Source organism: Sphingomonas sp. HITSZ_GF (assembly GCF_029543155.1).
Classification (GTDB): domain Bacteria; phylum Pseudomonadota; class Alphaproteobacteria; order Sphingomonadales; family Sphingomonadaceae; genus Sphingomonas.
Genome location: NZ_JARQXA010000002.1, coordinates 351,112 through 363,847 on the forward strand (window position 1 = coordinate 351,112; position 12,736 = coordinate 363,847).

10 protein-coding genes are annotated in these 12,736 nt (G+C 67.6%); 2 read left to right on the top strand and 8 right to left on the bottom strand.

Annotated features, from left to right (window positions below; genetic code table 11):
* Positions 1–101 precede the first annotated feature (101 nt).
* A complete protein-coding gene (locus P6144_RS07460) occupies positions 102–1,013 on the bottom strand; it encodes a hypothetical protein (RefSeq protein WP_277767103.1) in 912 nt (303 codons plus the stop codon).
* An 81-nt stretch (positions 1,014–1,094) separates the two neighbouring features.
* On the opposite strand from P6144_RS07460, the gene P6144_RS07465 reads away from it, so the two are divergent.
* Positions 1,095–1,565: a heme-degrading domain-containing protein gene (locus tag P6144_RS07465; RefSeq protein WP_277767104.1), complete on the top strand. Its 471-nt coding sequence runs from the start codon at positions 1,095–1,097 to the stop codon at positions 1,563–1,565.
* On the top strand, positions 1,562–2,584 hold the full coding sequence (locus P6144_RS07470; RefSeq protein WP_277767105.1) for a Gfo/Idh/MocA family oxidoreductase: 1,023 nt from the start codon (positions 1,562–1,564) through the stop codon (positions 2,582–2,584). Before P6144_RS07465 ends, P6144_RS07470 begins: the two co-directional genes overlap by 4 nt.
* On the opposite strand, the gene P6144_RS07475 is transcribed toward P6144_RS07470, so the two are convergent.
* The 7 genes from P6144_RS07475 to P6144_RS07505 all read right to left on the bottom strand — a co-directional run bounded on the left by P6144_RS07475 (position 2,574) and on the right by P6144_RS07505 (position 12,718).
* The gene (locus P6144_RS07475; RefSeq protein WP_277767106.1) at positions 2,574–4,709 is read right to left on the bottom strand and encodes a glycoside hydrolase family 3 C-terminal domain-containing protein; all 2,136 of its coding nucleotides are present in this window, start codon (positions 4,707–4,709) and stop codon (positions 2,574–2,576) included. The genes P6144_RS07470 and P6144_RS07475 overlap by 11 nt on opposite strands.
* A gap of 195 nt (positions 4,710–4,904) precedes the next feature.
* A complete protein-coding gene (locus tag P6144_RS07480) occupies positions 4,905–5,813 on the bottom strand; it encodes a formylglycine-generating enzyme family protein (RefSeq protein WP_277767421.1) in 909 nt (302 codons plus the stop codon).
* Positions 5,814–5,898: 85 nt separating this feature from the next.
* Positions 5,899–7,833, bottom strand: coding sequence for a sugar-binding domain-containing protein (locus P6144_RS07485; protein ID WP_277767107.1), 1,935 nt, complete (start codon positions 7,831–7,833; stop codon positions 5,899–5,901).
* Between the two features lie 42 nt (positions 7,834–7,875).
* Positions 7,876–9,591, bottom strand: a complete 1,716-nt coding sequence (locus P6144_RS07490) for an arylsulfatase (protein WP_277767108.1) — start codon at positions 9,589–9,591, stop codon at positions 7,876–7,878.
* Positions 9,592–9,666: 75 nt separating this feature from the next.
* The gene (locus P6144_RS07495) at positions 9,667–10,935 is read right to left on the bottom strand and encodes a serine/threonine protein phosphatase (RefSeq protein ID WP_277767109.1); all 1,269 of its coding nucleotides are present in this window, start codon (positions 10,933–10,935) and stop codon (positions 9,667–9,669) included.
* Positions 10,932–11,276 (bottom strand): cytochrome c, encoded by a 345-nt coding sequence (locus P6144_RS07500; RefSeq protein WP_277767110.1) that lies wholly within the window; start codon positions 11,274–11,276, stop codon positions 10,932–10,934. The genes P6144_RS07495 and P6144_RS07500 overlap by 4 nt, the downstream gene beginning before the upstream one ends.
* Entirely contained in the window at positions 11,273–12,718 is a 1,446-nt protein-coding gene (locus P6144_RS07505) for an alkaline phosphatase family protein (protein ID WP_277767111.1), read from the bottom strand. Before P6144_RS07505 ends, P6144_RS07500 begins: the two co-directional genes overlap by 4 nt.
* Positions 12,719–12,736: the final 18 nt, after the last annotated feature.

Consider the following 12,736-nt stretch of genomic DNA (forward strand, 5'->3'; position numbering starts at 1 on the left):
CGTCGGCTATCGATAACGCAACATCTGGGATCGAATTGCCGCAATTAGGGCGATAGCAGACTGGCCGGTTCCAGGGCCTTCCACCCAACTGAGGCACGCGCCTACCCCACCGGATGCGCGACATAGGCCAGCCATTCCCCATCCGGCGACCAGCTGTTGACGTTGATCGATCCCTGCCCGCCGAAGAAGCGCGCGATCGTCCGCACCGCGCCGCCCTCTACCGGCATCGTCCGCAGCTCGACCGACAGGTTGGGCGGATGGCCCTCCGTCCCCTCGGGGAAGCTGATATAGGCGATCGTCTCGCCGGCGGGATCGGGATGCGGGAACCAGTCGACCCGGTTGCCTTCGCTCCGCCGCTCGATCGCGCTGCCGTCGGGCCGCATCCGAAACAGGCTGGCATCGCCCGGCACGCTGGCTTCCAGCTCGCCATTGAACCAGATCCACGCGCCATCGGGCGACCATTCCGGCCCGTCGACCGGCGCCGGCCCTTCGAGCAATTGCCGCGCCGGGCCACCCGCTTCGGGCACGATCGCGATGCCCCAGTGCAGCGGCGCCCCCGGCCGGATCGTCGCGCAGGCGAGTGCGCTGCCATCGGGCGAAATGCCGTGGAGATAATAGGCCAGCCCGTCCTCAGGGCTCACCTGGCGCGGCGTGCCGCCAGTGACCGGCACCGCATGCACCTTGCGCGCTGCAGTGATGTAGAGCGTCTGGCCATCGGGGGAGAGGACATGATCGTTGTTCGCATCATCGATCCCGGCAATCGGAATCGGCTCGAGTACCGGAGCGGCATCGAGCGGCAAGCGGAACAGATGCCCACCGCCATTGACGATCAGCGCGCTGCCGTCGGGCGTCCAGTTCGGCGCTTCAAGCAGCCGGTTGGCCTCGAGTACCAGCCGGTCCTCGCTGCCGTCGCGGCTGATGATCCGCACCTGGGAGACCTGGCCAGGCAGCAGCGGACGGAACGGACCGTGCGCGGGATTGGCGCCGGGGGGTGCCTTGGATGCCGTCGTCATGCGCCTGCCTCTCCGCTATTTGACAATGAACGCGACCTATATGATTTAGCGCTAAATTAAACAAGGATCGGAGAGCGCATCATGGAGCTGGAAGCCATCGACCGCGAGGAGCAATCGCTCGCGTTGCAACGCTTCGACGCCGAGGATGCGTGGTGGCTCGGCTGCCATCTGCGCGAACGCGGTGCGGCGGCAGGCGTGCCGATCGCGATCGAGATCCGCCGCGCCGGCACCCGGCTGTTCAGCGCGCTGCTGCCCGGCGCCACGGCGGACAATCTCGGCTGGATCGATCGCAAGATCGCTCTGGTGATGCGCTTCGAGCGCTCGAGCTATGTGACGCGGCTGAAGTTCGACGCGGCCCCGCCCGGCGCTTTCGATCGCTTCGGGCTCGATCCGCGCACCCATGTCGCCGCGGGCGGCGCGGTGCCGATCCGGATCGCCGGCACCGGGGTGATCGGCGCGGTGGCGATCAGCGGCCTCACGCAGGAGGAGGATCATCTTTACGCCGTCGAGGCGCTCGCCGCGCTGAAGGCGCATCAGGAGAGCCGGGCATGACCGCGACGCCCGTCCGCTGGGGCATTCTCGGCCCCGGCACCATCGCCCGCGACTTCCTCGCCGGCACCGCCGGCTCGGCCACCGGCATCGTCGAAGCGCTCGGCACCCGCCACCCCGACAGGCCCGAGCTTGCCGAGCATTTCCCCGGCATCCGCGTCGTCCCCGGCTATGAAGCGCTGATCGCCGATCCACAGATCGACGCGATCTATGTCGCCACGCCGCACGTCCACCATGCCGACTGGGTCATCGCGGCGGCGCAGGGCGGCAAGCATGTGCTGTGCGAGAAGCCGATGGGCGTCTCGGCGACGGAGGTCGAGGCGATGTTCGCCGCCGCGCGCGCCGCGGGCACCTTTCTCGGCGAAGCCTTCATGTACCGCTTCCACCCGCTCGCCGGCCGCATCGCCGAGCTGATCCGTTCGGATGCGATCGGCGATGTCCGGATGATCCGCTCCAGCTTCGGCTTCGCAGTGCCCGAAGCGGCGCGCGCGAACCACCGGCTGTTCCAGCCCGAGCTGGGCGGCGGCGCGATCCTCGATCTGGCGGGCTATCCGGTATCGATGGCGGGATTGATCGCCGGCGCTCGCAGCGGCGGCGCCATTCCCACGCCCGATACGATCAAGGCCGTCGCCTATATCGGGCCGAGCGGCGTCGACGAATGGACTTCGGCGCTGCTCCGCTTCCCCGGCGGGATCACGGCGGACCTGTCCTGCTCGATCACCGTGCGCCAGGAGAATGTGCTCCACATCCTGGGCACCACCGGCAGGCTTGAGGTCGACCAGTTCTGGTTCGCCGGCGGCAAGACCGGCGGGACCAACACGATGCGCCTGATCCGCCCCGACGGCAGCCGCGAGGAGATCGCGGTCACCGAACCGCGCCACCTCTACAGCTTCCAGTTCGAAACCGCGAACCGCGCGATCCAGTCGGACGCCAAGGAATTCCCCCAGCCCGGCCTCGACGCGGCGGACAGCGTCACCACTGCCCGCATCGTCGATCGCTGGCTGGCGGAAATCAGAGCGTAACGCGCGTCTCGATCAGCTGGTCGGACGCACCGCCGACCAGCACGCGATACTCGCCGCCCTCCAGCCGCCAGCCATGCGTCGCCGGATCGCGCCAGCACAGGCTGTCGAGGCTGACGAACAGCTGCACGATCGCAGTCTCGCCCGGCACCAGCGCGACGCGGTCGAAGGCGCGCAGCAGCTTGACCGGCTGCTCGGCCTCGATGCCCGGTGCGCCGACATAGCATTGCACCACTTCCTCGGCGGCCATGGCGCCGTCGTTGCGCACCGCCACCGACACCTCGATGGCGCCGTCCACCACCCGTGCGGTCAGCCCGCGATAGGCGAAGCGCGCATAGGACAGGCCGTGGCCAAAGGCGTAGCGCGGCGTCATCTGATCCCGGTCGAGCTTGGTATAGCCGTGCCAGCGGTCATATTCGATCGCATCGGCATCGCGATCGAAGAACGGATAGTCGCCGGCATTGCGCGCGACGGTGAAGGGCAGCTTGCCCGAGGGGCTGACCTCGCCGAACAACAGGCTGGCCAGCGCATGGCCGCCTTCCATGCCGGCATAGAAGCTCATCAGGATAGCGTTCGAATCCTCACGCCATTCCTCGACCAGCACGGCCGAACCGACGACCAGCACGACCACCACCGGCTTGCCGCTCGCCGCCGCCGCGCGGATCAGGTCGACCTGCGCCTCGGGCAGGCCCAGCGACAGCCGGTCGCCGCCGATCGGCTCCTTCGAGATACTCGGGCGCCCCGGCTTGCCATCGGCACCCAGCGCGATGTCGCCGATGATGTACTCGCCTTCTTCCTTGGCGGTGAAGCCGGCGACGACCACCACGGCATCGGACTCGCGCGCCAGCTGGGTCGCAGCCTCAAGGTCTTCGCCGCTGGCATAGGCGACTGCATCGTCGCCTAGCAGCGCGCGCAGGCCCTGGAGCGGGGTGATGACATAGGGCGTGCGCACCCGGCTCGAACCATTGTCGCCGGTATTCTCCATATTGGCGAGCGCGCCGAGCACCGCGAGCTTGCGCACCTTGGCGCGGTCGAGCGGCAGCGTGCCGTCATTCTCGAGCAGCACCGCGCATTTCTCGGCGACTTCGCGGGCGAGCGCGCGGTGGCTTTCCTGCGCGATCAGGTCCTTGGAATAGCCCTCCAGCGGGTCTTCCTTCGCGGCGAAGCGGAACTGGGTGGTCAGGATGCGGCGGCATGCCTGGTCGATCACTTCGGGCTCGATCGTCCCGGCCTCGACCGCGGCGACCAGCTTCTCGCCGAACACCAGCGGCTCGGGATTCTCGACGTCGAGGCCCGCAGCGGCGCCATAGACCTTGTGCACGCCGCGTACCCAGTCCGAATGGACGAAACCCTCAAAGCCCCATTCGCCGCGCAGCACATCGGTGAGCAGCGCGCGGCTCTGGCCGCAAAACTCGCCATTCACCTTGTTGTACGCGGTCATCACCGTTGCCACCCCGGCATCGAGGCAATGCTTGAAGTGCGGCAGATAGACTTCGTGCATCGCGCGCTCGTCGGCGGTGACGTTCACCTTGAAGCGCGCATTTTCCATCGAGTTCAGCGCGAAATGCTTCACCGTGGCGACGACATTGTGCGCCTGGATGCCGGTGCCCATCGCGGCACCCATCACGCCGAGGTGCCAAGGATCCTCGCCATAGGTCTCTTGCGCGCGGCCCCAGGCCGGGTGGCGCAGCAAATTGATGCAGACCGCGCCCGAAAAGCTGCAATCCTGCGCACGCGCTTCCACGCCCATCACTTCGCCGACGCGCCGTTCGAGCGCCGCATCGAAGGTGGCGCCGCGCGCCATGGTGCAGGGGAAGCAGGTCGAGCCGACGCGGGTGACGCCGCGCGGGCCATCGGTGAACATCAGCGGCGGAATACCCAGCCGCTCGACGCCGCCGCCGGCGCGATAGGGCCGCGCGCCCCAGATCCGGTCATCCTCGGCCAGCGCATCGAAGAAGCCCTTGCCGGACATCATCGCGACCTTCTCGTCCAGGGAGAGTTCGGCGAGCACGCGCATCACCAGCGCATCGATTTCCGCCGGGCTCGCACCCTTGGCCGGCATCCAGGCCGATCGCGCGGCATCGTCCATGCCCGTGCCTGCCGGATCCGCGATCGATGTGCCTGCCACGCTTGCCCCTCTCCCTTTTCGCCTGCGCCGATTCAAGCGCTAGAATTAGCGCTAAAGCATACCTGCATGCGCTTGGAAAGATTGAAAAGCGACGAACGGGGACGATTGCGGGCCCAAGGCGGGATCGCGTGCGGTGGCGATGCGGGAGTTCGGACGGCGCCGATGCGCCGGCCGCGCCTGCGTCGCTAGGCTAGGTCACAGCTTCCGCGAGATGCAGCGAAAGCCGATATGGCTGGTCGCGCTGTCGATATGCTGGGGATGGCGCGCCGCCGGGCGGTAGCGCTGGCAGTAGTTGACTGCGCAGAGATGCGATCCGCCCTTGAGCACTCGCCGCCCGATCCTGGCGCCGGGCGCGCCCAGCTCGTAGCTGTCGCCGATCGTCGCGCCGCGCGGATTCACGGCCTCGCAGCAGCCACTCTTGCCCGGCTGCGGCGCGCCATACCAGTCGCGCGTCCACTCCCAGACATTGCCGATCATGTCGAACAGGCCATAGCCGTTCGCCGGGAAGCTGCCCGTAGCGCTGGTGCGATAGCGGCCGTCGGGCTTGAGCGTGGCGAAGGGGAACATGCCCTGCCAGTAATTGGCGAGGATCGCCCCGTCGGGCGCCAGCTCGTCGCCCCAGGCGAATTCCTTGCCCTCGAGCCCGCCGCGCGCGGCGAACTCCCATTCGGCCTCGGTCGGCAGCGCCTTGCCCGCCCATTTGGCATAGGCATCGGCATCCTCGAAGGCGATGTGGACGACCGGATGGTCCTCCAGCCCCTCGATCGAGCTGTCCGGCCCGGTCGGGTGCCGCCAGTCGGCGCCGGGGACGAACGCCCACCACTGGCCATGGTCGTCGAGCGACACCGGATGGGGGGTGCGCTGGAAGACGAGCGAGCCCGGCACGGCAAAGGCCGGGTCCATCCCCGGATAGTCCTTCGGATCGGGCGCGATCTCGGAGAAGGTCCGATAGCCGGTCGCCTCGACGAAGGCAGCGAAGTCGGCATTGGTCACCGGCTTCTCGTCGATCCAGAAGCTGTCCACCCGCACGCGGCGCAGCGGACGCTCCTCCTCGTAGAATTGCTCGGAGCCCATGGTGAAGCTGCCGCCCTGGATCAGCTTCATGCCCTGATGCGAGACTTCGCGGGCGGCGGGACGGGGCGCGACCTTCTTCATGATGGCCTCATATGCGGATCGCGCCCCCTTCCGATCAAGGCTTTAGCGGTGCGGCGATGTCGGCGAAGGTCTTCGCCGGCAGCTTCTCCACTTCGCGATCATAGGTGAGCATGCCGTTGAGCTCGCCCTCGACATCGGTGGTCTGGGTATAGACCGCGGCGCTCACCCCCGCCTCGCGATACTGGCGGATGACCTCGTCGAGCTTGCGCTTGTAGCGGGCGAGATAGTCGGCCTTGTCGCTGGCGGTCTGGTAGATCTTGTTGGTCCGCTCAGGGAACCAGATATGGCCGGGCACGAGCAGCCCCACCCCGCCATATTCGCCCAGCACCAGCGCGCGCTTGCCGTGCGGCTCGGGAGTCAGCGGCACTTCCTCATAGGTGTGGATGTCGTACATCGCCGAGACATCGCCTGCGACATCGAGCCAGCCGGTGGTCGCGTCGACGGGTCGGCTCGGGTCCATGCTGGCGACCATGCCGGCGACGGTGCGCGCATCATACTGGCCCCAGCCCTCGTTGTTGGTCACCCAGGTGACGATCGAGGGGAAGGCACGCAGCGCGCCGACGATGCGGGTCGATTCGAGCTGGAACTGCGCCGCCGCCTCGGAGGAGAACACCGCTTCCTCGTCGCTGGCGCGTCGCACCGCCTGGTCGTCGAGCCCGCCCGAGGGCATGTCCTGCCAGATCAGCATGCCGAGCCGGTCGGCATCGTAATAATAGCGCGCCGGCTCCACCTTGATGTGCTTGCGCAGCATGTTGAACCCGGCCTTTTTCAGCCAGACCATGTCGAACTTGGCGGCTTCTTCCGAAGGCGGCGTCAGCAGCCCGTCGGGCCACCAGCCCTGATCGAGCACGCCGTTCTGGAAGACGAACTTGTTGTTGAGCAGCAGCACCGGCTTGCCGGTCCTGGGATCGGCACCGATCGAGGTCTTGCGCATGCCGAAATAGGACGCGACCTTGTCGCCGCCCTGCGACACCGGCGTCAGCCCGGCATAGAGATCGGCCTCGGCCTTGCTCAGCGGCGCGGGCGGGCGACCTGCGGGCGGCGTCACCTTCACCAGTTCGGCCTCGAGGTCGTAGAGGAACGGATCCTCGGGCGACCAGAGATGCGCGTCGGGAATGGCGATGGTCGTGCGGCGGTTGCCGCGGATCACCGCAGTGGCGACGGTCTTGCCCTTGGCGCGGACGGTGAGCTTCACTGCGTCGGCCGGTGCGGCGGCGCCGCTCAGCGCCACCTGGACGGCGACCAGCCCCTTGTCGATGTCGGGCGTGGCGCGGACTTCCTGGATATGGAGATCGGGCACCGGCTCGAGCCACACGGTCTGCCAGATGCCGCTGACCGCGGTGTACCAGATGTTGCGCGGATCGAGCGTCTGCTTGCCGCGCGGCTGGCTGCCGGCCGAGGTGGGATCGGCGACCTGGACGACCAGCGCGTTGTCACCGGCCTTCAGATACCGGCTCACGTCGAAGGCGAAGGGATCGGAACCGCCCTTGTGGCTGCCGACCAGCGCGCCGTTGACCCACACGGTCGCCTCGAAATCGACCGCGCCGAAATGGAGCAGCGTGCGCTTGCCCGCCCAGCCGGCGGGCACCGCGAAGCTGCGGCGATACCAGATGCGGTCTTCGGGCAGCACCTTGCGCTGGACGCCGGAGAGCTGCGATTCGACGGCGAAGGGCACCAGGATCTTGCCGTCCATCCGGGTCGGCTGCGGCGCGTCGGCCTTGACGATCGCATAGTCCCACAGGCCGTTGAGGTTCTGCCAGGCCTCGCGGACCATCTGCGGCCGCGGATAGCTGCGCCAGGCATTTTCGGGGGTCACCGCCTTGCCCCATTTGGTCATAAGCGGGCCGGCATAGACCTTGCCCTCGGGCACGGCGGGCGTGGCGGCGGGCGCGGTCTGCGCAAGGGCGGGCGCGGCCAGGGTGAGGGCAAGGGCGGCGGCCCCAGCCAGGGCGTGTCGCAGGCGAGTCATGTTCGTCTTCCTTGGCTGAATGAAGGTTCGCGGATGGGCGGATCAGTCCGAGAAGCCGCCGGGTGCCGGCGGCTCGGCGCGCAGCTTGAGCCCGACCGACTTGGCCCAGCCCTGCCATTCGCCGGCCAGGCGGGCGGCGATCTCGGGATGCCGGGCAGCCAGGTCGCGCGTCTCGGTGCGGTCGCCGACCAGGTCGTACAGCGCCCATTTGCCATAGGGCTGGCCGGGGCCGTGCGGCGCGAGCGAGACGAGCTTCCACTGCCCGTCGATGACTGCACGGGCGCCGTAATGCTCGAAGAAGAACGGGCGCGGCCCGGGCAGCTTCTTGCCGGTCAGCGCGCCGGCGAAGGACTTGCCGTCCATCGGCGCGCCCTTTTGCGAGGGCGTGATTCCGGCGAGATCGAGCAGCGTCGGCGTGATGTCGATGATGTGCGTGCCCTGGGCGACCGGCTTGACCGCGCGGCCCTTCAGGGCGGCCGGCCAGCTGATGAAGAAGGGCGTGTGGATGCCGCCCTGATAGCTTTCGGCCTTCCACCAGTGGAACGGCGTGTTGGCCGCACTCGCCCAGTAGGAGCCGATACCGGTCTGGTTGAGCTCGGTGCCGATGCCGCCGGGATATTCGCCATAGCCGACCTTGCGGCCGTCGCGCGTCTCGCTCGGACGGTCATAGCCCGGCTTGATCATCACTTCGGGCGAGGCGCCGTTGTCGATCAGGAACATGACGACGGTGTTGTCATAGGCGCCGCTGTCCTTGAGCGCCTGGATCACCCGGCCGATGCCCTGGTCCATCACGTCGATCATCGCCGCATGCGTCGCCATCTTGCGGACTTGCTCGGCGCGGTGCTCCGGCGTCAGCGCCTCCCAGGCGGTGCGGCTGTTGTTGGCATAGTCGTCATCGAGCGGCGGCAGCGGATTGGTCTTGGGATCGACCAGGCCCAGCTTGACCTGACGATCATAGCGGCGCTTGCGCATCGCGTCCCAGCCGTCCTCGAAGCGCGGAAGATACTTCTGGATGACGTTCTCGGGCGCCATCAGCGGCCAGTGCGCGGCGGTATAGGCCAGATACATCATGAAGGGCTTGTCGCCCTTGCCCAGCTTGTTGACCTGCTCGACCGCATGGTCGCTGATCGCATCGGTCAGGTAGAAGTCCTTGGGCACGTCACGAACAGGGGTGAAGTTCTCGACCAGCGAGAAGGGGTCGTAATAGTCGCAGACGCCCCAGATGATGCCCCAGTGATAATCGAAGCCGCGCGCCGCCGGATAGGTGCGCCTGTCGCCGAAATCACGGTCCTGATAGGCTTGGTGGTTGACCCATTTCAGGTGCTCGGCGGGATCGGGCAACGGAGTCGCTTCGGTGAGGTGCCACTTGCCGACCATCGTCGTTGCATAGCCGCCGGCGCGCAGTTGCTCGGCCACGGTCGGCGTATCGAGCGACAGGCTGGTGCCGTTGCCGGTCATGTTCACCCGGTGCGGATAGCGCCCGGTGATCAGCGCCGCGCGCGACGGGCAGCAGCGCGACATGTTGTAGAAATTGTCGAAGCGGACCGAGCGGCCGGCCATCGCGTCGAGATTGGGCGTGTCGACGTCGCCGCCATAGGCGCCGAGATCGGAATAGCCGATATCGTCGCCCATGATCACGATCATGTTGGGCCGGGTATCGCGGCGTTTGGTCCAGGCCAGCGTCTTGCCCGCGCCGAACGCGGCGGCGGCCATCGCTCCAAGCGAAAGCCCGCCCTTCAGCGCCTCGCGGCGGTTCATGCCCATACCCGTCCTCTGCCTGTTCGCTTATTTAATAATTTTTATAAGACAAATGCAGGCCGGGTCAATCGTCCGCTATTTCGGGGTGGCGAAGCGCGCGCGGAAATCGGGCAGGTCGAAGCTGAAATCGTCGCGCGTCAGATAGTCGGCGTCGGAGAGCTTCGCCATGCCTTCATGCGCCTTGTACCAGCCGGCATAGCCCGGCATCTCGGTGCTGAACTTGCCATAGTGCGTCGACCAGGTGCGCACCCGGACATTGGGCCGGGGGCCGTCGAGCCGGAAGGTGAGCAGCCGCATCCAGCCGTCGCCGAGCGTCGCGCTGGCCTTCTTCCAGCCCAGGTCCTTCGCCACCTGCCAGCGGCCCTGATAGTCGGCGAGCATCTGGTGGACCTGGTGCCCGTACAGATTGCGGTCGACGCTGTAGCCCTGCCCGCCGATATGCCCGCTCAGCACCAGGAAGATCTGGTCGTTCTGGCTGATGAATTCGTCCCACACCATCTGCGGATTGTTGTCGCGCGAATCGAGGATGCTCTGGTCGAGCGCCGGGGTGTCGGCGCGCTGGCCGTCGCGATCGAGATATTTGTGCGTGCTGACGATCGTCGGCACCCCGGGGAAGCGGTGGATCACCCGCGTCGCCCAGGCGAGCGAGGCATCGGGCGCGTCGAACTGCAGCCCGATGTGCAGGAACCGGCAGCTGCCCGCAGTGAAGAGCTGCGCGCTGTCCGCCCCGCCATCGTGCGAGTCGACATACCAGGGCTGCCCCTTGAAGAAGTCGGACTGGTCCGAAAAGGCCGAGCGGAAGCCGTCGAGCCCGCCGAGATGGCGCAGCCCGATCTTGAGCGAATCGTCGCGCTCGGGCTGGGGCGGATGCGCGGGATCGGTCCACAGCGCGTCATAGTCGTGATTGCCGGGCACCACCGAAAAGGGCAGCTTGCCCTTCAGCAGCTCGAAGCCCTTGATCGCATTGGGAATCTCGAAGCCGCGCGTCTCGGCCCGCGGCCCCTCGGCGACTTCGGAGCTTCCCGAATTGGGCATCGACTTGAACCCGCGCAGTTCGTGCGCCGGGTCCATCCATGCCGAATAATGCTGCCAGACGTCGCCGACCTGGGTGGCGAAGACGATGTCGCCGCCCGCACTCCGGGCATTCGCGGCGATCCAGCGCATCTGCTCGAAGAACAGATCGACCCCGTCGATCGGATAGCCCGCCGCCTTCTGGTGGGTATAGTCGAGATAATTCTGCGTATCGGGGATCATCGCGACAGTGAATTCGCCGCAGCCGCCCCTGGCGAGCGCAGGCGTGGCGGCGAGCAGCGCGGTGGCAAGCAGCGTGAGCGTTCGGATCATTTGCGCCTCGCATTGGGGGACAGGTGGTTAGTGGCAAGGATCAGCGCCGTGACGTCCGCCGCTTCGGCGGGGGTGAGTATCCCGGGATCGTCCTGCGGCATTGAGCGCCTGATCTTGTCATAGAGCGCCTCGGGCCGGTCGCGCCACTTCGCCGCGAAGCGCGCGCCGGTCAGCGCCGGCACCGCGTCGACGCCTTCGAAGCCGCGGCCGTGGCAGTCGGCGCATTTCGCTACATAGACCGCCCTGCCCCGCTCGCCCGACAGCGGCGCGCGTGCCAGCGCTGCGGCGCACAGCGGCGCCGTCGCGGCGAGCAGCAGCAGGGGCGCCCCGCGCGCGGTCACTTCACCCGCTTGCGCACGCCCTTTTCCTGCACCGGCAGCTGCTGCTCGGCGCCGGGGATCGGCGGGTTGGGCAGGTTCGCCGCGGCATAGGTGGCGCGCTCGAGCATCTTCCCGGTGCCCGGCATCGGCGGATATTTCCCCTTGGGCTGGTCGAAGCGGAAGGCGGCGGTGAGGTCGCCGAACGCCTGGCGGCGCCAGGCGCTGATGTTCGGCTCGCGCACCCCGGTGACCAGCTCGCAGAATTGCAGCACGGAGGTGTGGTCGAAATCCTGGCTGCACACCCAGCCGCCCGCGGTCCAGGGCGAGACGATGATGCAGGGCACGCGGAAGCCGCCGCCGATCGGCAGGCCCTTCACGAATTCCTGCGGCGTGCCCTCGGGCGGCACCGGCGGCGCGACATGGTCGAACAGCCCGTCATTCTCGTCATAGTTGAGGATGAACACGGTCTTCGCCCACACCTCGGGATTGGCGGCGAGCTCGTTCAGCCGGTCGGCGATGAACTTGGCGCCGGCGGCCGGCATGTTGTCGGGATGCTCGTTGGCGATCGCGCTCGGGAAGATCCACGAGACCGCGGGCAGCCGATCGTTCAGCACATCGTGCGCGAAGGCGGTCTCGTCGGTATCGGGCATGCCCTTGATCGCCAGCGGCGAATCCGCCGGGGCATCGCGGAACTGCGCGAAATATTTGAGCAGGCTGTGCGCGCGCTTGCCCTGTTCGCCATATTGATAGACGCGCCACGGCACTCCCGCCGCCTCGAGCCGCTCGGCATAGGTGGTCCAGCGAAAGCCTTCGGGCGGCGCCTTGTTGCTGACCACGGGGCCGCCGCCGGTCGCGTCGGGATCGATCATGCCGGTCAGCCAGTAGAGCCGGTTCGGCCAGGTCGGGCCCAGCACCGAGCAGTGATAGGCGTCGCAGATCGTGAAGGCTTCGGCCAGCGCATAGTGGAACGGGATGTCCTCGCGCGTGAAATAGCCCATCGTATAGGGGCCGTCGGCGCCGTCGGCGCCGCGATGCGCGGGCAGCCACTGGTCCATCTTGCCGCCGTTCCACGCCTGGTGCTGCACCTTGCGGGCATGGCTGGTCGAGGGCAGCTTCTGCGCGTTGGTCGTCCGGGTATCGAGGTGGAAGGGCAACAGATGGCCGGCCGGGTTCTCGGCGTCGGGCTGGTGGAACACGCTCTTGCCGTTGGCCAGCTTCAGCGCATCGGGATCGTCAAAGCCGCGCACGCCCGAAAGCGTGCCGAAATAATGATCGAACGACCGGTTCTCCTGCATCAGCAGCACGACGTGCTTCACGTCCTTGATCGAGCCCGCCCTGCCCGCCCCGGCGGCCAGCGCCTTCTGGACGTTGGGCGGCATCAGCCCCGCCGCGGCAGCGAGCGAGGCGAGCTGTGCGCCGTCGGCGATCAGGCGGCGGCGCGTGAACTGGGGCGTGTCTGCCATGCTATGCTCCGGTCGATC

Coding starts and splice junctions, on each gene's coding strand:
- P6144_RS07460 (WP_277767103.1), bottom strand. CDS start 1,013: ATGACGACGGCATCCAAGGCACCCCCCGGCGCCAATCCCGCGCACGGT.
- P6144_RS07465 (WP_277767104.1), top strand. CDS start 1,095: ATGGAGCTGGAAGCCATCGACCGCGAGGAGCAATCGCTCGCGTTGCAA.
- P6144_RS07470 (WP_277767105.1), top strand. CDS start 1,562: ATGACCGCGACGCCCGTCCGCTGGGGCATTCTCGGCCCCGGCACCATC.
- P6144_RS07480 (WP_277767421.1), bottom strand. CDS start 5,813: ATGAAGCTGATCCAGGGCGGCAGCTTCACCATGGGCTCCGAGCAATTC.
- P6144_RS07485 (WP_277767107.1), bottom strand. CDS start 7,833: ATGACTCGCCTGCGACACGCCCTGGCTGGGGCCGCCGCCCTTGCCCTC.
- P6144_RS07490 (WP_277767108.1), bottom strand. CDS start 9,591: ATGAACCGCCGCGAGGCGCTGAAGGGCGGGCTTTCGCTTGGAGCGATG.
- P6144_RS07495 (WP_277767109.1), bottom strand. CDS start 10,935: ATGATCCGAACGCTCACGCTGCTTGCCACCGCGCTGCTCGCCGCCACG.
- P6144_RS07505 (WP_277767111.1), bottom strand. CDS start 12,718: ATGGCAGACACGCCCCAGTTCACGCGCCGCCGCCTGATCGCCGACGGC.